The organism is Aeromonas allosaccharophila (genome assembly GCF_016026615.1).
GTDB lineage: Bacteria > Pseudomonadota > Gammaproteobacteria > Enterobacterales > Aeromonadaceae > Aeromonas > Aeromonas allosaccharophila.
Genome location: NZ_CP065745.1, coordinates 4121434 through 4146504, shown reverse-complemented (window position 1 = coordinate 4146504; position 25071 = coordinate 4121434). Strand labels below are relative to the sequence as shown.

The window sequence follows — 25071 nt, the reverse complement described above, 5'->3', positions numbered from 1 at the left end:
CAGGCTAGAAAATGTGACTGGCCAGCAGAAAAACCAGGGCATAACGGAACAATTTGCCGAGCCCGATCAGGATAAGAGAGCGCCAGAAGGAGAGGCGCAGCCAACCGGCCAACAGACAGAGACCATCACCGACCACCGGCGTCCAGGCAAGCAGCAGACACCAGTGACCATGTTGTTTGAGCCAGCCTAAGGCTTTTTGTTCCCCACGGCCTTGAAAATCTTCCGGTTTCTTCTTGAAGGTGGCGAGCCAGCCGAGCCACCAGGTGGTCATGGAGCCGAGGGTATTGCCCAGCGTCGCCCACAGCAACAGGCTCGTCATGCTCCACTCCCCCTTGGCCGCCATGGCCCCCAGCAGCACTTCGGAGCTGCCGGGCAGCAGGGTGGCGGAGGTGAAGGCGCTCAGAAACAGCCACCCCAGACCCATCTCGGTAATGCCATTCATCCGGGCAGGCCGTCGGCCGCAGGCATCCGCAGCAACAGCTTGCCACGCACATGGCCCCCTTCGATGGCCTGGTGGGCCAGCGCTCCCTCGGCCAGAGCGAACTCACCGGCGAAGGTGACCTTCACCTCCCCCTGACGCAGCAGCATCAACATCTGACCCAGTTGCTTCTGATCAGGGTGAACCAGCATGCCGACCACCTCGATACCCGCCGCCGCACCCGCATCCTTGATCAGCTGGGCGGTAATGGTGGGCACCGTCACCACACGGCCACCCGGCTTGACGCAAGCGAGCGCCGCCTTGCCACTCTCGCCACCCACCAGATCCAGTACCAGATCGACCTGACCGGCCTCTGCCACCACAGCTGCTGGCCAGTTCGCGTCGTGGTAATCCACCATCCAGCTCGCCCCCAGAGCGTGCAGGAAGCCATGGTTGTCGGGACTGGCGGTGGCCACCACCTCGGCGCCATAAGCGCTGGCAAACTGCACCGCCAGATGGCCGACACCACCGGCGCCAGCGAGGATCAAGACCCGCTGACCACTCTGAAGGGCGCCGTGCTCAAACAGCCCCTGCCAGGCGGTGAGACCGGCCAGTGGCAACGCTGCCCCCTGCTGGAGACTCACCCCGTCGAGTTTGACCAGCTCGCTCTCGCTTGCCACCACAGACTCCCCGTAGCCACCGGCGCTCAGGGGAAAACCGACCATGCCGCACACCAGATCCCCTTCGATCAGCGAGGTCACCCCGAGGCCCACCTTCTCCACCACACCGGAGACGTCATAACCCGGCGTCCAGGGCAGCTTGTCCTTGTTCTGGGCCGCCGCCCAGCCAAGACCGGCGCGGGTTTTGGCATCGATGGGGTTGACCCCCGCAAAGCAGATGCGCACCCGCACTTCGCCATCGGCTGGCACCTTATCGAGGGAAGGGTTGAGCTTGAGTACCGAGGGGTCACCGAATGCGGTAATCTGTAGTTGCGTCATTGCACAATCCATCCTGTTGATTGATCAAGGGTCAACAGAATAACAGCGAGGACACCATGGCTCGAATGTTTCTTATTCCTCTGTTGCTGGCTCTGGGGTGGTGGGCATTTCTGCTCTACTTCCGCATCCCGCTCAAACAGGGGGCCAAGGGGTTTTACTGGATCATCGGCATCGGTGGCGGACTGGCCGCCTTCCTCAGCCTGATGATGGTGCTGACTCACTGAGTGTCACAGCCACTTTATAACGACAAAGGCCACCGCGTTCCGGTGGCCTGCTCATTATCCGGGTTGCTGCTCCAGCGCCGGATTGAGGTAGTAGTGGCGATTGCTCCCCTGCCCCAATACCCCTTGCGACAGCAGATGGTGGAACACCCGATCCACCTCCTCCAGCGAGAGTGACAGCGCCTGCCCCACCGAGCGCTTGCTGCACTTGAGCTCACCGCTCACCAGCGCACCGCGCACCTGCGCCAGCACTTCGGGAGCGGGCTCGGGGGGCATTATCGGCTCGTGCTGGGCCGCCAGCGCCAGCGCTTCCTGCGCCTCTATGCGAGCTTTATCCTGCTGCCAGCGCCACATCCGGCGAAAGCGGTTCTCCTCGCCGATCAGGCTGACGAAGAAGGCGCCGAACACGTCGAGCAGCACCGAGAGGAAGCAGACCAACAGGAACTGCACCTGACTGATGCTCATCCCCACCCCGTCCGCCAGACTGCTCATCAGCCCCAGCATGGAGGATTGTTCGTTGACCGGCTTGGCATCGCGCTGCTGGCGCAGCTCATCCTGCTGCAAGCGCAGCTTGGTGTTGGCGTGCTGCAGGGAGGAGACGCCGCTGGAGATGCGCTCCAGCTCGATATATTTGCGGGCCGCCTCCTCGTTGAGCTGGATCTGCCGCTCGATGCTGGCGATCTGCTCATCGAATCGGGCGAGCTCCCGCTCGTGGCGCGCCTGCTGGCTCAGTACCGTGTTGGTGGCGCTGTTAATGCCGCCGATACTGCCGCCGATGGAGATGACCGCCAGCACGCTGTAGAACAGCAGCGACCAGAAAGCGCCGCCCAGATCCCGCCGCGCCTTGCGCTCACCGTACTCGTACCAGACGTAAAACTTGCCCAGTTCGAAAATGATGGCTAGCCCGCCAAACAGCCACTTCATCAGCGGATTGTCATCGATGGAGAGGAACAGCAGCAGGGAGAAGATGATGGAGGCCAGAATGGCCAACCCGGTGAAACTGTATACCGTCGTCAGAGCAAACCACCCCTTGGGGTAGCGCAGCGCGGAGGAGTCCTGTGTGGTCATGATGAAGGGGTGTGCTGTGCAGGAAAAGTTGGCTGCCGATTATAGTCGTCGAGCCCGCGTAGAGAAGGGCAAATGACTGAATTCCTTCAGATTGACAACCAGCTGCCCAGAGTGCGACCAAAACGGACAAATCGGCAGCAGAAACGCGATACAATCCCCTCCTGACTTAATCGAATGGTGAGATGCACTACGGTTCCGCTCGGGTTCAGCCCCGATCAGTAGACTCATCCACCGTTGCAATTATCCGAGGCCATCATGAACAGTAAGACCACTTTGCTACTCTCCCTTCTTCTGATTACCGGCAGCGCCGCGGCGACACAGCAATATCAAGAGAGCAGTGGCTCCGAATTCTCCGTCGATGAGCTTAAATTCAATCTGGACTGGGATGACAAGCAGTTCGGCTGGACCCAGAACGACTGCCTCGATCTGGGGATCGGCGAAACCGCTCCAGCCGACTGCAAGGCGGTCAAATTCAATCTGGAAGATGAAGAGAACCGCAATCAGCCGCCCAGCACCAACCAGCTCTCCGCCCCTCAGGGTAATAACCAGTAATGGTCAGGGGCCAACCGTGGCCCCGACTCCACGACTATTACCAGTAGTTCTCCGCACTGATATTACCCGGCGCCCGCCGCAGATTCTTGGCCAACCCCAGCGCCAGCAAGGTCTGCTGGGTCTCTTTCACCATCTCCGGGTTGCCACAGATCAGCACCTGACTCCGTTCGGGTGCAAAATCCAACCCTACTCGCGCCTGCAACCGACCTTCGGCGATGGCAGCCGGGATCCGCCCTGCCATCGCGTCGGGCCATGGCTCGCGGCTGACAAAGGGGACATAGCGAAAGCACTCGCCATGCTGCTCGGCAAAGCTGGCGATCAAAGCCTGATAGCTCAGCTCTTCGCCTTTGCGCACCCCGTGTACCAGTACCAGATTCTCGAAACGGTTGAAGGCCTCGCCATCGGCCAGCATGGAGAGGAAAGGGCCGATGGCAGTGCCGGTCGAGAGCAGCCAGAGATCGCGCCCGGCGGGCACCTCATCGAGCGTCAGGAAGCCGGTCGCCTGGGATTGCACCAGCAGGGTATCACCGGCTTGCAGCGAGCCGAGCGAGGGGGTCAGTTCACCGCTCGGGATCTCGACCAGATAGAACTCGTGGTATGGCGCAGAGGGAGGATTGACGAAGGAGTAGGCGCGCTGAATGCGGCGATCGCCCTGCTCGAGGGCCAGCTTGGTGAATTGACCTGCCTTATAGGGGGCCAGATCGGCCGCTACGCGCAGGGAGAACAGGGTGGGTGTCCATTCGATGCGTTCGATGACGCGACCTTCGACCCAGGCTGCCATAAGGATCTCCTCCAGTGGAACAGACCTTCACTCTACCCCCGGGCCCCAAAATAAAAAACCCGCGCAAGAGCGCGGGTTTTTTCTGCAAAAGCGAATCGCTATTACAGGGCAACAACCTGGATCTGTACGGTTGCTTTAACGTCAGCGTGCAGCTGAACGGCAACTTCGTACTCACCGGTGTTACGCAGAACGTTGCCCATACGGACTTCGCTCTTGGCAACAGCAACACCAGCAGCAGTGATGGCTTCAGCCACGTCACGGGTACCGATGGAACCGAACAGCTTGCCTTCGTCGCCAGATTTGGAGGCGATAACAACGGCAGCCAGTTCGGCCAGCTTGGCAGCGCGCTCTTCAGCGGCAGCTTTACCGGCAGCCAGTTTGGCTTCCAGTTCAGCACGGCGAGCATCGAAAGATTCGATGTTAGCCTTGGTAGCCATAACAGCTTTGCCTTGCGGGATCAGATAGTTACGGGCGTAGCCAGCTTTAACAGCGACTTGATCACCCAGACCGCCCAGTTTGGCGATTTTGTCGAGCAGGATAACTTGCATTACCTTTCCTCTAGAGAAGTTGAGTTAGGCTTAAGTGCCGGACCGATTCTTACTTGTTGTGCAGATCGGTGTACGGCAGCAGAGCCAGGTAACGAGCACGCTTGATGGCGCGTGCCAGCTGACGCTGATACTTGGCGCGGGTACCGGTGATACGGCTCGGTACGATCTTGCCAGATTCAGTGACGTAGTTTTTCAGAGTAACGATATCTTTGTAGTCGATCTCGGTAACGTTCTCGGCGGTGAAGCGGCAGAACTTACGACGACGGAAATAACGTGCCATGGCCTTTATCCTCTATTCAGTGATCCAGAATTACTCTTCGGAAGCAGCTTCAGTAGCTTCTTCACGGCGCTCGTCGTCACGACGGACAAAACGCTCTTCCTTGGCCTTGGCCATCGGAGAAACTTCAGTCACAGCGTGCTTGGTGCGCATGATCATGTTGCGGATAACGGCATCGTTGAAGCGGAAGTTGGTTTCCAGCTCATCGATAACGGCTTGCTCTGCTTCTACGTTCATCAGAACGTAGTGGGCTTTGTGCAGTTTGTCGATCGGGTAAGCCAGCTGACGACGGCCCCAATCTTCCAGGCGATGAATGGTGCCACCGGAGGTGGTGATAGCGCCGGTGTAACGCTCGATCATGCCGGGTACTTGCTCGCTCTGGTCCGGATGAACCATGAAGACGATTTCGTAATGACGCATTTTAGCTCCTTACGGATTAATTCAGCCTCCGCCCAGGTGCAGCCAGACCTCGGAGGCAAGGAACATAAAGGTGTTTAGTCGCTGCTTTTCTAGGGCGGCGTATTGTACAAAATCACATCCTTCACTGCAACTGACTGCCTCAAATGTTTTTCCCGATGGAAATGATACAAAAGACCAATTGATAATAGTTATCATTTAGATCTATTCTCTCTCCATATCCTTATGGAGGGTGATGCCATGCAACCCGCACTGACAAAAACGATCCCGGTCCGCAAATTCAAACTGACCCTGCTCGGGCCTGCCTTTATCGCCGCCATCGGTTACATCGATCCGGGCAACTTCGCCACCAATATTCAGGCGGGCTCTACCTTCGGCTACCAGCTGCTGTGGGTGGTGGTGTGGGCCAACCTGATGGCCATGGTGGTGCAAACCCTCTCGGCCAAGCTCGGCATCGTCACCGGCAAGAATCTGGCGGAGCACATTCGCGACCGACTGCCTAAACCGGCGGTGTGGGCCTACTGGGTGCAGGCAGAGATCATCGCCATGGCCACCGATCTCGCCGAATTTATCGGCGCAGCGGTCGGCTTCAAGCTGCTGCTTGGCGTCACCCTGCTGGAGGGGGCCTGTATCACCGCCGTGGTGACCTGGGGGATCCTGATGTTGCAATCTCGCGGCCAGAAACCGCTGGAGTTGGTGGTCGGTGGCCTGCTGCTGTTCGTTGCGGCAGCCTACATCGTTGAGCTGATCTTCTCCCGCCCCCATCTGCCCAGCCTGCTGGAGGGCGCGCTCTTCCCCGGCCTGCCCAACAGCGATGCCGTCTATCTGGCCGCCGGTGTGCTCGGTGCCACCGTGATGCCCCACGTTATCTACCTGCACTCGGCGCTGACCCAGCACACGCAGGATCAGGGCTCGGTCAGCCAGCGGCTACACACCACCCGGGTCGATGTAGCGATTGCCATGACCATCGCCGGCTTCGTCAATCTGGCGATGATGGCGATGGCGGCTGCAGCGTTCCACAGTTCGGGCCACCAGCAGGTGGCGGAGCTGGAGTCCGCCTATCAGACCCTCACTCCGCTGCTGGGTCAGGCAGCGGCCACCCTGTTTGGCCTCTCGCTGGTCGCCTCCGGCATCAGCTCTACCGTGGTGGGCACGTTGGCCGGGCAAGTGGTGATGCAGGGCTTCGTGCGCTTTACCATCCCGCTCTGGCTGCGTCGCGCCATCACCATGGCTCCCGCCTTCGTAGTGATCGCCATGGGGCTCAACACCACCGAAATTCTGGTGCTGAGTCAGGTGATCCTGAGCTTTGGCATCGCGCTGGCCCTGATCCCGCTGTTGATCCTGACTGGCGATCGGGCGCTGATGGGCGAGTATCGCAACCATCCGGTCACCCAGGCGGTAGGACGCCTTATCGTTGCGCTGGTGATCGGCCTCAACGCCTACCTGCTGGTTGCCATGATCTAGCAAACCGTCAAGCAACAGAGGGGCTCATTAACGCTGGTTAATGAGCCCCTTCGCACTTTGGCGTATGCTGCCGCTTTCTCTTCTCATTTATCGTTGCGGGAGCCTTGCCATGGAACATACCCGAGCCAGCTTCGTGCTGGGCCATCATCAGGAGCAGGCCAGCGTAGTCTGCTGCCAGCGCGGTGACACCACGCTGCTGGTCACCGACCTCACCCCCTTTCATCCCCAGAGCCATCTCTGGCCCGATCAGCCGGGGGATGTGGGCCATGTTCGCTGGGAAGGGGGCGAAGCCGCCATTCGCCCTTGCCGGATGGGCGCCATCAGCCCGGATGGCGAGCTGTTCGTCGATACTGCCATTCCAGTCAAACGAGGGGCTGAAGGGTGGCGTTTCGTGGTGGTGCATCCGCTGACCGGTGACCACGCACTAGCCGTCGGCAGCCAGGTAGAGTTGCAAGTTGATAGCGCTGCCCGCTACGCCCTGAGTCTGGGCCATAGCGGCTGTCATCTGGCGGCGCTCGCCCTCAATCGGTTACTCACTCCCTACTGGCGCAAGGAGGTAAGCGAGCGTGATGCGCTGGGCCAGCCCGACTTCGACCGCCTTGCCATCCAGAGTTCACGGGTCGAGCCCATGGGCTCACGCGAGCAGTACCGCATCGGCAAGAGTCTGCGCAAGAAGGGGGTCAACAGCGAAGCGCTGCTGGCGGATCTGGCGCTGATTGAAGAGCAGGTCAATCAGCAACTGGCCGACTGGATCGCAGCCGGCGGCGAGATCCGCCGCAGCCGCGCTGGCGAGGCGATCATCGATTCCCGCTACTGGCACTGCACGCTGGAAGGCCAAGAGGTAACCATCCCCTGTGGCGGTACCCATGTCGCTACCCTAGCCGAGCTGGGAGAGGTCAAGGTACAGCTCACTCAGGTGGAAGAGGGCTTTGCCATGCTGACCCGGGTCACGCCAACCGGCGCCTGAGTCGCAAACTTCACCACCTGGGGTAAACACTCAGATTTGGCAATAGAGAAGTACCGCAAAGAGGGGGCATCATCATGCCCCTCAACGCCAGCCATGACGGGCTAGTGCTTCTCTTTTAACCACTCCCTGACTAGAATGCGCCTCCCACAGGAGGCACATCACCCATGAGTAGTACCCAACTACGCACCACCCCGGATCGACTTCGCTATCTGGTTCTCTACGAAGGCATCGGGCTGGCACTGGTCGCACCGCTGATCAGCCAGCTGTTCGGTCAGGGCGTCGCAGAGGTCGGTTCGCTGGCCATCTTCTTCTCCATCGTCGCCACCGCCTGGACCTACGGCTGGAACCTGTTGTTCGACAAAGGGTTGCTCAAACTGTGCGGGCGCACCAACAAGCGACCACTCGACCGCTTCCTGCACGCTTTTGGCTATGAGGCGAGCTTTATGATGCTCTCCCTCCCCTGCGTCATGTTCTGGCTCGATCTGGGAGTGTGGGACGCCCTGATGCTGGATCTCGGCTTTGTCGCCTTCTACCTCGTCTACATCATGGTCTTTACCTGGGCCTATGAGCGGATCTGGCCGCTGCCATCCACCCTGCAGACGGCATGAATCCTCAGCCACAACAAGGCTGACAGAAGGAACTGGCACAGCAGGAAAAGTCAGGAAGAACTAATAGGAAGGATGGGAGAACCCCATAAAAACAATGCCAGTCAGCAAGCTGACTGGCATTGGACAAAACAGACTTTCGGACTTACTTGACGGCGTCTTTCAGAGCCTTGCCAGCCACGAATGAAGGCACGTTGGCAGCAGCAATCTGGATCTCGTTACCAGTTTGCGGGTTACGACCGGTGCGGCCTGCGCGGTGGGTGACCTTGAAGGTGCCAAAACCGACCAGTTGCACAGCATCGCCTTCTTTCAAGCTCTGGGTAATACCATTGATGATCTCTTCCAGAGCCACTTTGGCCTGAGCTTTGCTCAGATCTGCTTTGGCGGCAATCGCATCGACAAGTTGAGCTTTGTTCATAACATTTCCTTTATGATCGGGCATTTAGCGCTGGGTCACTCTATGCAAAAAAAAACGCACAGGCAAAGCCTTTATCGAGCCGAACGCGTCAAACGCTGGGGTTTTCATCAAGATCTGCGGAAATAGTCACATTCCACACCAGAAAAACCGCGGACCGGCCTGAAAGCTGCAGGCATGGGGAAACAATAGAGAGCCTATTTCTTCGTCACTTAACAATATCCCGGCATGGCTATTGACGCTTGGTCAGATTTTCCCTAGTTATAGGTAATGTCACTGCTCAAACGGCTCGGAAGCCCATCAAACGCCCAGCCTTTGCCCCACGGAGGGATTATGTTGACGAAACTGGAACAGACCAAACAGGCGCTGGCTGGCAAGCATAAGGCTATCGATGACTGGCTGGATGCAAGGCAAGCCTTGCTGGTCGAGTATATGCGGCTGGCAGGCCTCACCCCGGCCCGCACCAAGCAACGCAACCTGCCAAAAACGGAAGAGCTGCAGCACTTTTGCGAAAAGCTGGTCGACTATGTCAGCGCAGGTCATTTCGAGATCTACCACCATGTGGTCACCGCCTTCGAGCAAGCCAGCGGCGAAACGCTGGAGCTGGCCAAGCGAATCTATCCCCACATTCGTACCAGCACCGAATTCGCTCTCGAGTTCAACGACAAATACAGCGATGCCGACGAGGCCCAACTGCTGCTGCTGGATGACGATCTCAACGAGCTGGGTCCGGTACTGGAGGAGCGCTTCAAACAGGAAGATCGTCTGGTCAAGGCGCTCCATGTGGTGGAATCCTTGACTACCCAGCAAGCCTGAACGCCATTTTCGGAGCAAGTTCAAGATACTGGCAACCAAGGTGGATTACACTCAGAGCAATGACCCTAGCGTCCACACTTATTGCATACAGGAGATGAGCATGTCTGAGCGCCGCCGTTTTGCACGGATCCTCTACTTGACCATGGCAGAACTAACTCAGGGGGAACAGAAGTGGCAGACTCAGCTGGTCGATGTCTCCTTGCAGGGAGCCCTGTTGATCCGCCCCGACGACTGGGAGAGTCGTGACAACAAAGAGTACCAGCTCAGCTTTGTGCTCAGCGGTAGCGATATCGAAATCAAGATGCAGGTCGAGCTGACCCACGAGGCCAGCAAGAAGCTGGGTTTCTATTGCCACCACATCGACATCGACAGCGCCACCCACCTCAAGCGGATGATCGAGCTCAACGTCGGCGACGAAGAGCTGCTCCACCGCGAGCTGGAACAACTGCTGAGCGAGCATCTGGAGCATAGCCAGCCCTGATGGCAGGTTCCACCCCGTAAAAAGAGCGCCGAGGCGCTCTTTTTTGCTGTTCTGTTGTCTCAATTACAATGCGGGACGATTACAGCGCCTCGAGAGCCTCGGACAGCTTCTTGACCGGCACCACTTCCATCCCTTCGATGGGGTGCTTGGGGGCATTGGCGTGCGGCACGATGGCGCGACGGAAACCGTGCTTGGCTGCCTCCTGCAACCGCTCCTGACCAGACGGCACCGGACGAATCTCACCGGAAAGGCCCACTTCGCCGAACACCACCAGATCCTTGGGCAGTGCCTGATCCCGGAAACTGGAGACCATCGCCAGCAGCAGCGCCAGATCCGCACTGGTCTCCTCGACCTTGACCCCGCCGACCACGTTGATGAAGACATCCTGATCCGCCATCTGCAGCCCACCGTGACGATGCAGCACCGCCAGCAGCATAGCGAGCCGGTTATGATCCATGCCCACCGCCACTCGGCGCGGGTTGGAGAGCTGGGAGTAGTCCACCAGCGCCTGCAACTCCACCAGCAGCGGCCGGGTGCCCTCCCAGATCACCATGACGATGGATCCGGGTGCCTGCTCCTGACCCCGACTGAGGAAGATGGCGGAGGGGTTGCTCACCTCGCGCATCCCCTGCTCGGTCATGGCAAAGACCCCCAGCTCGTTGACCGCGCCGAAGCGGTTCTTGTGGGAGCGCAGGGTCCGAAAACGGGAGTCATGGCCACCATCGAGCAGCACCGAGCAGTCGATGCAGTGCTCCAGCACCTTGGGGCCGGCCAGACTGCCATCCTTGGTCACGTGACCCACCATGAAGATGGCCACATGATTCTGTTTGGCGTAGCGGGTCAGCAGCGCCGCCGCTTCACGCACCTGTGAGACCGAACCGGGGGATGATTGCACATCCGCCACATGCATCACCTGAATGGAGTCGATCACCATGATCTGCGGCTGCTCCTGCTGGGCAATCAGGCAAATCTGCTCGACGCTGGTCTCGGAGAGCATCCGCAGCTTATCGGTGGGCAGCCCGAGGCGGTTGGCCCGCATCGCTACCTGCTGCAGCGACTCCTCGCCGGTGACATAGAGGGTTTTCATCCGTTCTGCGAGACCACACATGGTCTGCAGCAACAGGGTCGACTTGCCCGCCCCCGGGTTGCCGCCGATCAGAATCGCCGAACCGGGCACCACGCCACCACCAAGCACCCGATCCAGCTCCTTGAAACCGGAGGTAAAACGGGGGATTTCAGTGGTGGCGATCTCTGCCAGTGTTTGTACCTGACTGCCGACCGCGCCGGCATAACCGGTGTAGCGGGCACTCTTGCCAGCGGGGCTCACCGACCCGAGACGCACCTCGGTGATGGTATTCCACTCCTTGCACTCGCTGCATTGACCTTGCCAGCGTGTGAAGTCGGCACCACATTCGGAACAAACATAAGCAGTTTTATTTTTGGCCATTGATAACTCGGGGACAGGATGAATTCCTGCTTGATATACTTGTTTGCGACCAACAGATCAAACCCAGAATCGGAAAAGTGACTTTCCGTGGCAGGAACACATGGATTCAGAACACCAGCAACATCTGATTGAACAACTCGTCCCCTTGCTGCGGGAGAAAGATTTCGACGAGATCTTCAACCGCATGACCCAGGAGGAAAACAGCAACAGCCGTTTTCTGATCAAGATGGAGCTCAAGCGCAAGTGCTCACCCTGCCGCAGGGTCATCGACATGCGCGATGAGCTGGGGGATGAGTGCCTGGTGCATGAATTCGACGGCATCACCCACTTCATGCCCGCCGAGGCGATCGGCCTGTTTCAGTCCCAATGCTATCTCTACCGCGATATCTATACTCTCGGCGTCTACGAGGCGCTGCAACAGTGGCAAAAACAGCACCACAACGCTCGTGTGGATGGTCAGCTCTCTCCCCCTGCCAGCCCCTTCCGGCAATATGACGTCAATACCATCGCTTTTGCCAGCTACTACGGCCGCCGTCAGGAGCGGATGCACTTCAGCTCGCCGGTGCTGATCAAGTTTCAGGACGGTGAGAAGCTGTTCGCCAAAAGTTCCGATCTCTCGCTTGGGGGCATGCGGGTCTCGGTCCCCTATCTGCCCAACTACCACACCGGCGCCCAGGTGGAGGTCTTCTTTACCGGGTTGGAGCGGGACACCCCCAATCCGGTGCTGCACCAACCGGTCGGCTACCAGATACTCGGTGAAGAGAGCAAAGAGGGGAAATATTGGCTGAGACTGGTGCGCTCCGGCGAGCAGCCCGCCTTCGATGCCTTCCTCAGCGACTTTATCGAGGCCAACAAGATCCGCTATCGGGTCAGCGTTGACTACCTGCTCTCCGCCGCCATCATCAAGGGGTATGAGCAGTTCTACCTGCCGCGGATGACCGGCATGCCGCTCTTCTTCGGCACCGGCGACAGCCCCAACCTCGAGATCGCCCTGCGTACCGAGAACAACCAGCACCTGCTGGAGTATTGGCGCGACGAAAAGAACCGCGATGCCCTCGCGGGCCTCTTCAACGCCGAGCGGATGAAACGGCTCTGCCCGGCCCCCGGCACCACCACCGAGGCCATCATCTACTGCTTTACCCACACGGTGCGCAGCCATATCTACTTCTTCTCCGCGACCGCCGAGGAGCTGCGCCAGAGTGGCCTTACCGCCCTCTTCTTCCAGGTGGGCTCGCGCCGCCCCAGCTGGCGGGTCTACAAATTCTCGCTGGAGGCGTGCGATTTGGTCGAGGCAGATGTGGGCCAACTGCAGGGGCAGGACAACCCGCAGTTGCAAGATATCCTGCTGCTCGAGCGGCTCAAGCAGATCGGCTACTGCGGCCTGCTACAGGAGATCGGTCTGGAGTCCCAGCGCGAGGAGTTTCATCAGGAAGGGGTCAGCAACAACGCCAACGAGCTGCAACGCTTTGGCCACGAGCAGGGCGTCGCCCCGTTCGAGATCGAGACCCTGCACTATGTGCAGTTGCGCAAAGAGTCGCGCTACATCCACAAGACGGCGGTCGCCATCCACCACAATGGCAAATCCTGGATCGGCTGGACCCGCGACATTTCGACTCACGGCCTGCAAATCGAGCTGGAAGAGGCCTTCGTCGGCGAGAAGAACGATGTGGTGACCATCGCCCTGCCCCGTTTGCAGGAGCTCTCCAAGAGCATGGATCTGCAGCACCTCTCCTACCGGCTGGTCAGCCTCAACATGACCCGTACCGTGCTGCACCTCTGCATCGAGGGGGATTCGGATCGCCATACCGGCCGCCAATTCTTCAGCCTGCTGATCGAGAGCAACCAGAACAAGCTCAAGGCGGCGCAGGAGCAGCGCCGCTATCGGGGGCTGGCGCGGGCACTGCGCAACATCTACACCCATCACCTGTTCAACTCGCCGGTCTACGTCAACAAGCTGAAAGGGGCGCCCAAACCGGCCTCCATCGGCAAGTCGCTGCAACCGCGCAGTCTGCAGCGGCTGCTGCAAGCCTGTGCCGAGCTGCCGGAGCAGGAGAACCTCTACCCGCTGTTTCAGGGGGAACTGCTCAAGGATCTGCTGATGAACCCGCTGCGCGCCATCGAGCGGGAGGACAAACCAAGAGAAGACGAGGTCTATATCGCCAGCATCCAGACCAAGGCGGGCCTGCCCATCTTCAACAGCCGGCTGGCCAGCAGCTTTGTCAGCAGCAAGGAGAAACGCCAGTTCATCGAACTGGCACAACAACAGGGAGAGTTTTACTCGGTACTGGTCGGCATCTCCCGCACCGGGCGGCCCGACACCAACTTCATCGCCAACGAGCTGGACTACATAGCCAAGTTCGCCATCCACAAGGCCAAAAAGCTGGAAGAGGAGCTGTGGAGCGTGGTGGGTGTCGGCGAGCTGACCGATACCACCCGGGCCACCCTGTTCCGCTTTGGCATCACGCCGCCGCTGAACTGAAGATCGCGAAACACTCCCAAATGACACAGGGCGCACGATGCGCCCTGTTTTTTGTCATGCCGCCTGCGGATTGAGCAGCCAGTCAAGGATCTGGGGGAAGTGATCCTCCTGCGCCTGCGGAGCGGTCAGCATGTTGATGTGGTCATAATCGAGGCGGTTGCCATTATCCCGCCCCAGACGGGTGTGGCGGGTGGCCGAGCCCATCTCGGCGCTGAAACGGCGCACATCGGTCGGGTGACCCAGCACCTTGTCCGCTTTGGCCGAGATCATCCAGAGCGGCGGCCAGTTGACCCGCGCTGCCGCCTCGTCATAGGCAAAACCGTCGTGGGGATCCTGCCAGGGGCCGCACTTGACCCAGGGGATGGTCTCCTGCAGATAGCGCAGCGGCTCGTCGTCCGCCCCGATCTTCAGATTGCGAGCCGCCAGAAAACCGCGGCGGCGGGCCAGCCAGGGGGCCAACCGGTTCCAGATCAGATCCACCTTCAGCCAGCGCTCGGGATTGTGCACCGACACTCCGCGCTTGGTGCCAAAAAACAGCAGGCTGGCCACCTGATCTGCCAGCTCGGGAAAGCGCACCAGAGTCGAGGCCATGATGACGCCGCCCCAGGAGTGGGCCACCCAGTGCACCTTGAAGCCGCCATGGCGCTCGGCAATCCAGCGGTGCAGGGCGGGCAGATCCTCGGTGATCAGTTCGTGCTGACCGTGCTCCGCCTGCTCGGCGATGGCCGGAGTGCTGAGCCCCCGCCCCCGCAAATCAGCCACATAGACCTGATAGCCGTGGCGGGCCAGAAAGCAGGCCAGCCCCTTGCCCGATTCGGTGTAGAAGATCCGGCCGTTCTCGATGGCGCCGTGCACCATCAGGATCGGCTCGCCATGCACGGCGACCCGGGGTTTGATGTGGCGAACATGCAGTTGATGGGCGCCACAGGGAATAAACAGAGACTGCTGCAACAATTCCATTTTTATGGGTTTCCTCCTTGAAACACGGTCAGTGTTGGTCCCAACGCCGCTCGCTGCAGGCCCGTGCTGCCAACAGGCAGATCACCCCTTCCAGATCGTGATGATTGAGGGTGGCCGCCGCCTGCGCCCGCACCAGCGGTTTGGCGTGAATGGCGATGCCAAGGCCCGCAACGCCCATCATCTTGAGATCGTTGGCGCCATCGCCGATGGCCACAGTCTGGGCGGCAGCAATGCCGTACTCCTGCGCCAACTGCAGCAACACCTCGGCCTTGACGCTGGCATCGACGATGCGCCCGCTCACCTCGCCGGTCAACTGCCCCTCTTCCACCGCCAGCTCGTTGGCGAAGATGGCGTCGAGCCCCAGCGCCTGCTGCAGCTCACCGGCAAAACGGGTAAACCCGCCGGAGGCGATGGCCACCTTCCAACCCGCCCCTTTGAGGGTATCGACCATCAACTGCAAGCCGGGCATCCACGGCATGTTGGCCGCCACCTGGTCGAGAATGGTGACTGGCGCCCCTGCCAGCAGGGCCACCCGATTGCGCAGGCTGTCGGAGAACTCCAGCTTGCCCTGCATGGCTGCCGCAGTTACTGCCGCCACCTGCTCGCCGACCCCGGCAAGCCGGGCAATCTCGTCGATACACTCGATGCGGATCGCGGTGGAATCCATGTCCATCACCAACAGGCCGGGTTCGCTCAGGGTCGGCAGCGCGGGCAAATGACAGAGATCGATCTCCCACTCACCGCCCTTGAGCTCGGCAACCAGCTCGGGAGAGAAGCGATCGCAGCCAAGCAGCAGCAGCGGCACACCCGCCACCTCGCTGGGAGGATAGAGGGTGGCTGCCAGCCCCTGCGCGGCCAACAGTGGCGACAGATGCGCCAGATGAGATGCACCCAGCCCCTTGCCAAACAGCACCAACCAGCCGCCAGCCTGCGGAGTCTCTGTCGGTTGCAACGCATCTGCGCTGAGCTGCCAACAGGGTGATCCTGACAACAACGCGGGCCAATCGGATAACAGAGGGGGGAGCCGGGACAACAACATAAGGGATACGCCTTCCTTGGTGATCAGGGGGTTAACAATGCTGGCCCAGAGTAGCGTATTGCTTTTTGTACAGGCAAGCGCCAAGATCCCGCCACTCCTTGTCACCATGAGGTCTCACGCTTGCAGCGTCATCTTCCCATCAAACGTGTTCTCAGCCTGGCCGCCGGCATTCTGCTCGGCTGCTGGGTACTCGGCGTGCTCATCCATATGCAGGGCGAAAGCCAGGCGTCACTGCACAGCGAAGCGCGCAACCGGGCGCAGGCGCTGGTTGCCTATGCCGCCCGCGACATGAAACGCTGGATCAAGGAAGACAAAAGCAGCGAGCTGGAACGGCTGGCGCGGGATCTGGCGGCCGAGCCGGAGATCCTCGATGTCACCCTCTATGACGGACGCGGCATTCCCCTCGCCCAGTCGGAGCAGGCGGTGCCGCTGGAGAGCCTGCTGCCCATCGGCAGCGACAACAAGTCGCTGCCGGATCAGGGCAAGGGGCGGATCCAGTTCGTACAGGAGATCCTCGATGGCGCTCAGACCATCGGCTACCTGCGCATCACCCTGGAAGAGCAAAAGCTGCTGGCAGACAAGGATACCCGACTCAAAGTAGTGCAGGAGAAGCAGCGGCTGATGCTGCTGGTTGCCCTGCTGGCCGGGCTACTCATCTCCTATGGCGTGCGTCGCAACTACATGCGGGTGCGCAAACACAAGAAAAAGAGCAAACCTGCCGATCAGCCGTAGACCGGCGCCGATCCCCCTGCCACCTTGTATATATATCCTTGATGGCACAACCAGCAGGAGAGCTGCATGATTGCCCCCACTTTACCCGTGGATGAAGAGAGTCGGCTGGCACGACTGCGGATCCTCGGGCTGCTCGACCGCGAGCCCATCGCCCAGCTGGATCGCCTGACCCGCCTCATCAGCCGCCATTTTGATCTGCCCGTGGCACTGGTCTCCCTGACCGATGTGGATCGCCAGTGGTTTCTCTCCCACACCGGCATCCCTCTATGCGAAATCAGCCGGGAGCACTCCTTCTGTGGCCACGCCATTTTGCAGCCCGGCATCATGCAGGTGCCGGATGCCCGCATCGACCCCCGCTTTGCCGACAACCCGCTGGTGCTCGGCCCACCCCATGTGGTGTTCTACGCCGGTCGCCCCCTGCGGGCGCTGGACGGAGTAGTACTCGGCACCCTCTGTCTGGTAGACAGCAAGCCGCGCACCCTCGATGAGGCGCAGCGCCAGGATCTCGATGATTTCGGCCTGCTGGTAGAGAGCACCCTGCACGATCTCGAGCGGCGCCATCAGGTGCGCAGCCTCAGCAACGTGCTGGAAGATCAGGAGCATCTCTTCACCCAGACCTTCAACCAGTCGGCGGTCGGCATGGCGCTCTCCTCTATGGAGGGGGTGTGGCTCAAAACCAATCCGGGCCTGCAACAGCTGCTCGGTTATCGCGAACAGGAGATGCTGAATAAAACCTGGCAAGCCATGACCCATCCCGACGATCTGCCGCGGGAACTACCGCTCTTCCAGGCGCTGATCGCTGGCAAGCGCCAGCACTACCGGCTGGAGAAGCGGATGTTGCGTGCCGATGGCCGTCACTGTTGGGTACAACTGAGCGTAACCCTGTGCAAAAGCCGCACCGTGGCCCCCCACCTGATCGCCGTGTTTGCCGATCTCACCGAGCGCAAGCTGGCCGAAGAGAAGCTGCTGCAGCTGCAGCTGGGGCTGGCGATGCAGGTGCGGGAACGCACCCGCGAGCAGTCGGCAACCGTCGAGCAACTGCACATCGCAATGGCCGAGGTGGAGCGCAACCGTGCCCGACTGCGCGCCATCACCGACGGCCTGCCGGTTACCATCAGCATGCTCTCACCAGGGGGGCGCTACCTGTTTGCCAATCAGGCTTACTGCCGCTATTTCGGGCTCGATCCCGAACGCATGCTGGATATGAGCGCGCGGGAAGTGATCGGTGAAGCCGCCTATGCCAATGCCATGACCTATTTGGCCCGGGCGCAGGCGGGGGAGCAGGTGAGCTTCGAATACCGCTTCGAGCTGCCCATCGGCCCGCGCGATCTCAAGATCACCATGATCCCAAGCCGGGGTGACGAGGCCGGGATCTATATCCTGGGTGCCGATATCACCCAGTTCAAGGCGCTGCAGAGCCAGCTTGAACATGATGCCAGCCACGACCCGCTCACCACCCTGCCCAACCGGCGCGCGTTCACCCTGCGCCTGACCCGCGAGTTGGAGCGGGTACACCATGACGGGGAAGCGCTCGGCCTGCTATTTCTCGATCTGGATGGCTTCAAGGAGATCAACGACCGGTTGGGACACCATGTGGGGGACGCCCTGCTGCACCGCTTCGCCAGCGTGCTCTGTGCCGAAGTACGTCCCGGCGACATGGTGGCCCGCCTCGCAGGCGACGAATTCACCATCATACTGCCCGACTTGTGCCACCCGGAGCAGGAGCTGCCAGCCCTCTGCCAACGGCTGCTGACCGCCATGGCCGAACCCTGGGATGTGGCTGGCCACCGGCTGCCGCTGGCGGGCAGCATTGGCGGGGCGATCTGTCGTCATGGTCAACACTGCCACATCGACGAGCTGCTGCACCGGGCGGATGCCGCCATGTATCGGGCCAAGCTGGCGGGCAAGGGGCGCTTCGCCCTCGACCTATGACTCCAGCCGCAGAAATGCAAAACGGCGGCCCGAAGGCCGCCGTTTTCATTCCACTTGTCATGCCACTACGACAGATTACTTGTCGCCCAGCAGGACGGAGTCCAGCGCGATCTCGATCATGTCGTTGAAGGTCAGCTGACGCTCTTCGGCAGTGGTCTGCTCGCCGGTACGGATATGGTCGGAGACGGTGCAGATGGTCAGTGCCTTGGCACCGTACTCTGCAGCCACGCCGTAGATACCGGCCGCTTCCATCTCGACACCCAGGATGCCGTATTTTTCCATGACGTCGAACATGGAGGGATCCGGGGTGTAGAACAGATCGGCGGAGAAGATGTTACCAACGCGCACCGGAGTGCCCTTGTTCTTGGCAGCCTGAACAGCATTGGCAACCAGGTCGAAGTCAGCGATTGCAGCGAAGTCATGATCCTTGAAACGCAGACGGTTTACTTTGGAATCGGTGCAGGCACCCATACCGATCACCACGTCACGCAGTTTCACGTCTTCACGCACGGCACCACAGGAGCCCACGCGGATCAGGGTCTTCACACCGTAATCGGTGATCAGCTCTTTTGCGTAGATGGAGCAGGACGGGATACCCATGCCGTGACCCATGACGGAGATACGACGGCCCTTGTAGGTACCGGTAAAGCCGAACATGTTGCGCACGTCGCAGATCTGCTCGACGTTCTCCAGGAAAGTTTCAGCGATGTACTTGGCGCGCAGGGGGTCGCCCGGCATCAGCACGGTATCAGCAAAGGCGCCATCTTTCGCATTGATATGAGGAGTTGCCATTCTCTTGATTCCTTCACACAGGTTGAGTTTTATTGTTTTATAAATTGCCCGCCGCCGAAGTGGCGGGCGGGTAAATTACAGGAAGCTGGTACCGTATGCCAGTTTCGGCAGACCGTGGTAAGCCGCGATGCTCTGGCCGATATCGGCAAAGGTCTCGCGACGACCGACGGAGCCGGCCTTGACCGGCTTGCCGAAGAACAGCACCGGAATGTATTCACGGGTGTGGTCGGTGCCACCCCAGGTCGGATCGCAGCCGTGGTCAGCGGTCAGCACTACCACGTCGCCATCCTGCATCTGCTCGAACAGCTCCGGCAGGCGGGAGTCGAAGTACTCCAGCGCATCGGCGTAACCCTTCACGTCACGACGGTGGCCGTAAGAGGAGTCGAAGTCCACAAAGTTGGTGAAGACGATGGTGTTGTCACCAGCGGCTTTCACCTCTTCCAGAGTACGATCCCATAGCTCAACCAGACCTGTACCCTTCACCTTCTTGGTGATGCCCTGCTCGGCATAGATGTCGGCGATCTTGCCGATGGAGACCACCTGGCCACCCGCATCTTTCATGTAGTCCAGCACGGTCGGCGCCGGCGGCAGCACGGAGTAGTCGTGACGGTTGCCGGTACGCTTGAAGTTGCCCTTGCCAGTGCCCACGAACGGACGCGCAATCACGCGGCCGATGTTGTAGGGCTCCAGCAGCTCGCGCACGATGTGGCACAGCTCATAGAGCTTCTCGAGGCCGTAGGTCTCTTCGTGGCAGGCAATCTGGAACACGGAGTCGGCAGAGGTGTAGAGGATCGGCTTGCCGGTCTTCATGTGCTCTTCGCCCAGATCATCCAGCACCTGGGTACCAGAGGCGTGGCAGTTGCCCAGATAGCCCGGCAGACCGGCCTTCTCGACGATGGCGTCCAGCAGCTCCTGCGGGAAGCTGTTGTGGTGATCCTTGAAGTAGCCCCACTCGAACAGCACGGGTACACCAGCAATCTCCCAGTGACCGGACGGGGTGTCCTTGCCGGAGGAGAGCTCCTGAGCAAAGCCGTAGGCACCGACCACGTCGATATCTTTCTTCAGCCCTTCCGGGAAGTAGCCGGAGGCCTGCTCACAGGCGTGGCCCAGACCCAGCTTGTTGAGGTTCGGCAGATTGAGGGCACCACGGCCGTCAATGTCACCTGCCGCACACGCCTTGGCGATATGGCCAAGGGTGTTGGCGCCCACATCTCCGAACTTCTCGGCGTCGGCAGCAGCGCCAATACCGAAAGAGTCCATCATCAGAATAAAGGTACGTTTCATGGGTCTTCCCCTTGTTACAAATCAGCCAGGGTGATACGACGGTACACTTCAGGCAGTGCCTGTGGCCGCTCGCCACCAATCCGGACAGCCGCCTGCACCATGCTGGCAGCCTGAGCATATTGCTCTTCAGTCTGAGCGTGGATCATCGCGATCGGCTTGTCAGCATCGACGCTTTGACCCAGGCGGATAAAGTCGGTCAGACCGACCGCATAATCAAGTTTGTCACCGGCAGCGCGGCGACCACCGCCCATTGCGACCACGGCCAGACCCAGCTCGCGGGTATCCATGGCGGTCACGAAACCGCTGTTGGCCGCAAAAACCGGGCGCACGATGGCCGCTTTCGGCAGGTAAGCGTCATAACGCTCCATAAAATCGGCCGGACCACCCAAGCCAGTCACCATGCGACCGAAGATCTCGGCAGCCTTGCCGTTATCCAGCACCGCCTGCAGTTTGCGGCGGGCATCGCTGTCGTCGCTGGCCAGACCGGCGGAGATCAGCATCTCGGCGCACAGCGCCATGGTCACTTCGTGGATGCGCGGGTTGCGGTATTCACCGGTCAGGTAGCGCACCGCTTCGCGCACTTCCACCGCGTTACCGGCGCTGGAGGCCAGCACCTGGTTCATATCGGTCAAGAGCGCAGAGGTGCGGCAACCGGCACCGTTGGCCACGGCCACAATGCTCTTGGCCAGCTCTTCGGATGCTTCGAAGGTCGGCATAAAGGCGCCGGAGCCCACTTTCACATCCATCACCAGCGCTTCGAGCCCGGAGGCAAGCTTCTTGGAGAGGATGGAGCCGGTGATCATCGCGATGGATTCGACGGTGGCGGTGATGTCCCGTACTGCATAGATACGCTTGTCAGCCGGAGCGAGATCGCCGGTCTGGCCGATGATGGCGACACCCGCCTCTTTCACCACTTTCAGGAAACGATCGTTGTCGACCGAGGTCTGGTAGCCGGGAATGGCATCCAGCTTGTCCAGCGTACCGCCGGTGTGGCCTAGGCCACGACCGGAGATCATCGGCACGAAACCGCCGCAGGCAGCGACCATCGGGCCAAGCATCAGAGAGACCACATCACCCACACCGCCGGTGGAATGCTTGTCGACAATCGGGCCACCCAGGTTCAGGTGATCCCAAGTCAGTACCATACCGGAGTCACGCATGGCACAGGTCAGGGCAACCCGCTCATCCATGGTCATGTCTTTGAAGTAGACCGCCATCGCCAGCGCAGCAATCTGCCCCTCGCCGATGGTGTTGTTGGTAATGCCCTGAATGAAGAATTGAATTTCTTGGGTACTGAGCGCTTCACCGTTGCGCTTCTTGCGAATAATTTCTTGAGGCAAAAACATCTTTCATTCCCTCCGCCATTGCTGGCGTCAAACAAGCCTGGATCCTTGCCCGCACACCGCATGGTGGGGGCCTGACAGGGCGGGAGTCCCCCGCCCTCTCATCAACTTATTAGTAACCGCTGGTGTTGGCCGGCTTGTCGCCGTGCCCCAGTGTTGCCAGCAAGCTGGCGAGCAGGCTGGATGCGCCGAAGCGGAAGGTGCGGGCGGATACCCAGTCGTTGCCGAGGATCTCTTCGGCCATGGCCAGGTACTGACCGGCAACGGCTGCGTCTTTCACGCCACCAGCAGGCTTGAAGCCGACTTTCGGATTCTTGGCCTTGATCACTTCCATCATGATGCGCGCCGCTTCCGGAGTCGCATTGACCGGCACCTTGCCGGTGGAGGTCTTGATGAAGTCGGCACCGGCATCGATACAGATCTCGGAAGCGCGACGGATCAGCGCCTCTTCTTTCAGCTCGCCAGTTTCGATGATCACTTTCAGCAGCACGTTGGCGCCACAGGCTTCTTTACAAGCTTTGACCAGATCAAAACCGATCTGTTCATTGCCCGCCATGAAGGCACGGTACGGGAATACCACGTCCACTTCGTCGGCACCGTAGGCGACAGCGGCACGGGTTTCGGCCACGGCGATCTCGATGTCGTCGTTGCCGTGAGGGAAGTTGGTCACGGTCGCAATGCGCACGTCGGCAGCGCCGATCTCACGCAGGGTCTTGCGAGCGATAGGGATAAAACGGGGATAGATGCATACGGCGGCAGTCAGGCCAGCCGGTGACTTGGCCTTGCGGCACAGGTCGATCACCTTCTGATCGGTGTCGTCATCGTTTAGGGTGGTCAGGTCCATCAGGTTCAGGGCGCGCTGGGCGGCCACTTTCAGATCAGTCATTCTGTTCTCCAAAGTCTCGATTTAATCCAGATAACCGGGCACCACCAGACCATCCAGCGATGGATGCACAGGCAGTAATCCCCAGCTATACGGGAATGGAATTACAGTGCGAAGGCACCGCCACTATCCGGATGCCATTCAAAGCACCCTGCAGGCACTGCGACTGTAAATAAGGCAAGAGCCCTGTCACTTTCTTACAAAAGTGCGGACTTGGTTCCATGAAGACTTGAGAAAGGCCGACAACATCTGACCCGACTTCCCAATCAATTCCATTTGACCGCCAACACCCGATTTCATCGAGTATTAGTCATTGCCAGCACCCTGCTGGCAACGCCTATTTCAGCCGAGATACCCCCTGTTTGCAAGCCGGATTTGCCAATTTCAGAGGTACCTCACATCTGGCAAATCCAGGTCTAAAAAAGCCTTACGAAAAGAAGCGAGTCAGGATCCAGGAGTAGGCCAATCCCCCCAGATAGACCCCGACGATCCCCATTACCCCGGACAAAACGGGTGGTGCAGGGATCGGCAATTTGAGGAAAGAAAACAACAAACCGACTATAAAGCCAGCCACCATCGCCAGTAGCACTTCATTCATATAACCTCCGATTTGACTCATTTTATTATTAGTTTAGATAGGAAAACGGTTGTCACCGATCCATACGCGAACGCCACGGCAGATGCCGTGGCGTTCGTGTTTATATCCTGTCAATCAGGCCGCTATTACATGGCGGAGAGAGCCAGGAAGAAGCCTGCGATAGTGGCAGACATCAGGTTGGACAGAGAGCCAGCCAGTACGGCTTTCAGACCAAAACGTGCAATGGTGCCGCGGCGGTTCGGTGCCATCGACCCCAGACCACCCAGCAGGATGGCAACAGAGGAGAGGTTGGCAAAACCACACAGGGCAAAGGAGATGATCGCCTTGGTGTGGGCAGACATGGCCACGCCGTTGATCAGCACTTCATCTTTCAGGTACGGAGCGAAGTTCAGGTAGGCAACAAACTCGTTCACCACCAGCTTCTGACCGATGAAGGAACCCGCCACGATGGCTTCATTCCAGGGCACACCGATCAGGAAGGCCAGCGGGGAGAAGATCCAGCCCAGCAGCAGTTCCAGGGAGAGTTGCGGATAACCGAACCAGCCACCCACACCGGAGAAGATGCCGTTGATCATGGCGATCAGACCGATGAAGGCCAGCAGCATGGCGCCGACGTTCAGGGCCAGTTGCATACCGGCAGAGGCGCCAGCAGCAGCAGCGTCAATGACGTTGGCAGGCTTGTCGTCCAGCTCGGCATCGGCAGAGCTTTCGTCGTAGTTCGGGGTCTCGGTCTCGGGAACCAGCAGCTTGGCGAACAGCAGACCACCCGGTGCAGCCATGAAGGAGGCAGCAATCAGGTACTCCATCTTGACGCCCATGGAGGCGTAACCGGCCAGTACGGAGCCGGCAACGGAAGCCAGACCACCACACATGACGGCGAACAGCTCGGAGTCAGTCATCTTGGAGATGTAGGGACGAACCACCAGCGGCGCTTCAGTCTGGCCTACGAAGATGTTGGCTGTGGCTGACAGGGATTCGGTGCGGGAAGTACCCAGCACTTTCTGCAGGCCACCGCCCAGCAACTTGATGACAACCTGCATGATGCCCAGGTAGTAGAGCACGGCAATCAGGGAAGAGAAGAAGATGATGACCGGCAGAACACGGAAGGCAAAGATAAAGCCGCCGCCACCGAACACTTCAAACATCTTGTTGCTGACCAGACCGCCGAACAGGAATTCGATCCCGTTCTGGCCGTAGCTGATCACGCTGGATACCGCGTCGGACACACCGACCAGGATATCGCGACCAACCGGCACATAGAGTACGAACGCACCCAGACCGGCTTGAATTACGAACGCACCGACAACGGTACGCACGTTGATTGCCTTGCGATTGCTGGAGAACAGCACCGCGATAAGGACGAGCGTCGCCATCCCTACCAGACCCATGAACAAATTCATTATTATCTTCCTCTAGTAGCACCTGGCTTGTTAGCGAGTTGTTATTAAACCCAACTAATCAAGGGGAGCGCATTATACTAATTAAAGTCCGATAAAATAGAATGCTGGTCACATTTTATCGTTATCAAAATGTCCAAGTGTCACAAAATTAGAC

At 59.6% G+C, this 25071-nt stretch carries 27 protein-coding genes; 10 read left to right on the top strand and 17 right to left on the bottom strand.

Annotated elements, in window-relative coordinates:
- Nucleotides 1-4: 4 nt before the first annotated feature.
- Together I6G90_RS19085 and I6G90_RS19080 are read right to left on the bottom strand one after the other, a co-directional pair.
- Entirely contained in the window at nucleotides 5-442 is a 438-nt protein-coding gene (locus I6G90_RS19085; RefSeq protein WP_040067497.1) for a YqaA family protein, read from the bottom strand.
- A complete protein-coding gene (locus I6G90_RS19080) occupies nucleotides 439-1416 on the bottom strand; it encodes an NADP-dependent oxidoreductase (RefSeq protein WP_232254378.1) in 978 nt (325 codons plus the stop codon). Before I6G90_RS19080 ends, I6G90_RS19085 begins: the two co-directional genes overlap by 4 nt.
- 56 nt (nucleotides 1417-1472) lie before the next feature.
- Here I6G90_RS19080 and I6G90_RS19075 point away from each other — a divergent pair, with 56 nt between their 5' ends.
- On the top strand, nucleotides 1473-1640 hold the full coding sequence (locus I6G90_RS19075; protein WP_005308905.1) for a hypothetical protein: 168 nt from the start codon (nucleotides 1473-1475) through the stop codon (nucleotides 1638-1640).
- Nucleotides 1641-1694: 54 nt separating this feature from the next.
- Here the strand turns inward: I6G90_RS19075 and I6G90_RS19070 are convergent, their stop codons facing one another.
- A complete protein-coding gene (locus I6G90_RS19070) occupies nucleotides 1695-2705 on the bottom strand; it encodes a Preprotein translocase subunit SecY (protein ID WP_197928739.1) in 1011 nt (336 codons plus the stop codon).
- Between the two features lie 255 nt (nucleotides 2706-2960).
- Here I6G90_RS19070 and I6G90_RS19065 point away from each other — a divergent pair, with 255 nt between their 5' ends.
- Nucleotides 2961-3257: a hypothetical protein gene (locus I6G90_RS19065; protein WP_111807709.1), complete on the top strand. Its 297-nt coding sequence runs from the start codon at nucleotides 2961-2963 to the stop codon at nucleotides 3255-3257.
- Nucleotides 3258-3294: 37 nt separating this feature from the next.
- On the opposite strand, the gene I6G90_RS19060 is transcribed toward I6G90_RS19065, so the two are convergent.
- The 4 genes from I6G90_RS19060 to rpsF all read right to left on the bottom strand — a co-directional run bounded on the left by I6G90_RS19060 (nucleotide 3295) and on the right by rpsF (nucleotide 5283).
- The gene (locus I6G90_RS19060) at nucleotides 3295-4038 is read right to left on the bottom strand and encodes a ferredoxin--NADP reductase (RefSeq protein WP_139707683.1); all 744 of its coding nucleotides are present in this window, start codon (nucleotides 4036-4038) and stop codon (nucleotides 3295-3297) included.
- 101 nt (nucleotides 4039-4139) lie between these two features.
- The gene (gene rplI, locus I6G90_RS19055) at nucleotides 4140-4586 is read right to left on the bottom strand and encodes a 50S ribosomal protein L9 (RefSeq protein ID WP_042063007.1); all 447 of its coding nucleotides are present in this window, start codon (nucleotides 4584-4586) and stop codon (nucleotides 4140-4142) included.
- Between the two features lie 49 nt (nucleotides 4587-4635).
- Nucleotides 4636-4866, bottom strand: a complete 231-nt coding sequence (gene rpsR, locus I6G90_RS19050) for a 30S ribosomal protein S18 (protein WP_005313392.1) — start codon at nucleotides 4864-4866, stop codon at nucleotides 4636-4638.
- Nucleotides 4867-4896: 30 nt separating this feature from the next.
- Nucleotides 4897-5283, bottom strand: a complete 387-nt coding sequence (rpsF, locus tag I6G90_RS19045) for a 30S ribosomal protein S6 (RefSeq protein ID WP_033135470.1) — start codon at nucleotides 5281-5283, stop codon at nucleotides 4897-4899.
- Nucleotides 5284-5520: 237 nt separating this feature from the next.
- Here rpsF and I6G90_RS19040 point away from each other — a divergent pair, with 237 nt between their 5' ends.
- The 3 genes from I6G90_RS19040 (at nucleotide 5521) to I6G90_RS19030 (ending at nucleotide 8319) form a co-directional block, all read left to right on the top strand.
- Complete coding sequence (locus tag I6G90_RS19040) at nucleotides 5521-6744, top strand: Nramp family divalent metal transporter (RefSeq protein WP_197928737.1); 1224 nt, start codon at nucleotides 5521-5523, stop codon at nucleotides 6742-6744.
- Between the two features lie 109 nt (nucleotides 6745-6853).
- Nucleotides 6854-7711 (top strand): alanyl-tRNA editing protein, encoded by an 858-nt coding sequence (locus I6G90_RS19035; protein WP_197928735.1) that lies wholly within the window; start codon nucleotides 6854-6856, stop codon nucleotides 7709-7711.
- A gap of 164 nt (nucleotides 7712-7875) precedes the next feature.
- Entirely contained in the window at nucleotides 7876-8319 is a 444-nt protein-coding gene (locus tag I6G90_RS19030) for a PACE efflux transporter (RefSeq protein WP_197928733.1), read from the top strand.
- 142 nt (nucleotides 8320-8461) lie between these two features.
- Here I6G90_RS19030 and I6G90_RS19025 read toward each other — a convergent pair whose 3' ends face one another.
- The gene (locus I6G90_RS19025; RefSeq protein WP_033135475.1) at nucleotides 8462-8734 is read right to left on the bottom strand and encodes an HU family DNA-binding protein; all 273 of its coding nucleotides are present in this window, start codon (nucleotides 8732-8734) and stop codon (nucleotides 8462-8464) included.
- Between the two features lie 330 nt (nucleotides 8735-9064).
- Between I6G90_RS19025 and I6G90_RS19020 the strand changes: the two genes are divergently transcribed.
- Complete coding sequence (locus I6G90_RS19020) at nucleotides 9065-9547, top strand: Rsd/AlgQ family anti-sigma factor (RefSeq protein ID WP_042063003.1); 483 nt, start codon at nucleotides 9065-9067, stop codon at nucleotides 9545-9547.
- A 100-nt stretch (nucleotides 9548-9647) separates the two neighbouring features.
- On the top strand, nucleotides 9648-10028 hold the full coding sequence (locus I6G90_RS19015; RefSeq protein WP_042063002.1) for a PilZ domain-containing protein: 381 nt from the start codon (nucleotides 9648-9650) through the stop codon (nucleotides 10026-10028).
- A gap of 79 nt (nucleotides 10029-10107) precedes the next feature.
- On the opposite strand, the gene radA is transcribed toward I6G90_RS19015, so the two are convergent.
- Nucleotides 10108-11475 (bottom strand): DNA repair protein RadA, encoded by a 1368-nt coding sequence (gene radA, locus I6G90_RS19010; protein WP_005340481.1) that lies wholly within the window; start codon nucleotides 11473-11475, stop codon nucleotides 10108-10110.
- Nucleotides 11476-11575: 100 nt separating this feature from the next.
- Between radA and I6G90_RS19005 the strand changes: the two genes are divergently transcribed.
- Nucleotides 11576-13954, top strand: coding sequence for a PilZ domain-containing protein (locus I6G90_RS19005; protein WP_197928731.1), 2379 nt, complete (start codon nucleotides 11576-11578; stop codon nucleotides 13952-13954).
- A gap of 54 nt (nucleotides 13955-14008) precedes the next feature.
- On the opposite strand, the gene I6G90_RS19000 is transcribed toward I6G90_RS19005, so the two are convergent.
- Together I6G90_RS19000 and serB are read right to left on the bottom strand one after the other, a co-directional pair.
- Nucleotides 14009-14914 (bottom strand): alpha/beta hydrolase family protein, encoded by a 906-nt coding sequence (locus tag I6G90_RS19000; RefSeq protein ID WP_197928730.1) that lies wholly within the window; start codon nucleotides 14912-14914, stop codon nucleotides 14009-14011.
- Nucleotides 14915-14942: 28 nt separating this feature from the next.
- On the bottom strand, nucleotides 14943-15953 hold the full coding sequence (serB, locus tag I6G90_RS18995) for a phosphoserine phosphatase SerB (RefSeq protein ID WP_197928729.1): 1011 nt from the start codon (nucleotides 15951-15953) through the stop codon (nucleotides 14943-14945).
- 120 nt (nucleotides 15954-16073) lie between these two features.
- Here serB and I6G90_RS18990 point away from each other — a divergent pair, with 120 nt between their 5' ends.
- Nucleotides 16074-16685 (top strand): AhpA/YtjB family protein, encoded by a 612-nt coding sequence (locus tag I6G90_RS18990; protein WP_111806135.1) that lies wholly within the window; start codon nucleotides 16074-16076, stop codon nucleotides 16683-16685.
- Nucleotides 16686-16751: 66 nt separating this feature from the next.
- Complete coding sequence (locus I6G90_RS18985; RefSeq protein WP_197928728.1) at nucleotides 16752-18617, top strand: sensor domain-containing diguanylate cyclase; 1866 nt, start codon at nucleotides 16752-16754, stop codon at nucleotides 18615-18617.
- 75 nt (nucleotides 18618-18692) lie between these two features.
- Here I6G90_RS18985 and deoD read toward each other — a convergent pair whose 3' ends face one another.
- The 6 genes from deoD to I6G90_RS18955 form a co-directional block, all read right to left on the bottom strand.
- A complete protein-coding gene (deoD, locus tag I6G90_RS18980) occupies nucleotides 18693-19409 on the bottom strand; it encodes a purine-nucleoside phosphorylase (protein ID WP_033135484.1) in 717 nt (238 codons plus the stop codon).
- 75 nt (nucleotides 19410-19484) lie between these two features.
- Nucleotides 19485-20693 carry a phosphopentomutase gene (locus I6G90_RS18975; RefSeq protein ID WP_197928727.1) on the bottom strand — a complete coding sequence of 403 codons (1209 nt, stop codon included), beginning with the start codon at nucleotides 20691-20693 and terminating at the stop codon, nucleotides 19485-19487.
- Between the two features lie 14 nt (nucleotides 20694-20707).
- Nucleotides 20708-22039 (bottom strand): thymidine phosphorylase, encoded by a 1332-nt coding sequence (deoA, locus tag I6G90_RS18970; protein ID WP_042656279.1) that lies wholly within the window; start codon nucleotides 22037-22039, stop codon nucleotides 20708-20710.
- Between the two features lie 109 nt (nucleotides 22040-22148).
- A complete protein-coding gene (gene deoC, locus I6G90_RS18965; protein ID WP_042656278.1) occupies nucleotides 22149-22922 on the bottom strand; it encodes a deoxyribose-phosphate aldolase in 774 nt (257 codons plus the stop codon).
- Between the two features lie 424 nt (nucleotides 22923-23346).
- Nucleotides 23347-23517 (bottom strand): XapX domain-containing protein, encoded by a 171-nt coding sequence (locus tag I6G90_RS18960; RefSeq protein ID WP_005340467.1) that lies wholly within the window; start codon nucleotides 23515-23517, stop codon nucleotides 23347-23349.
- Nucleotides 23518-23642: 125 nt separating this feature from the next.
- Nucleotides 23643-24917, bottom strand: coding sequence for a NupC/NupG family nucleoside CNT transporter (locus tag I6G90_RS18955; protein WP_058053950.1), 1275 nt, complete (start codon nucleotides 24915-24917; stop codon nucleotides 23643-23645).
- Nucleotides 24918-25071: the final 154 nt, after the last annotated feature.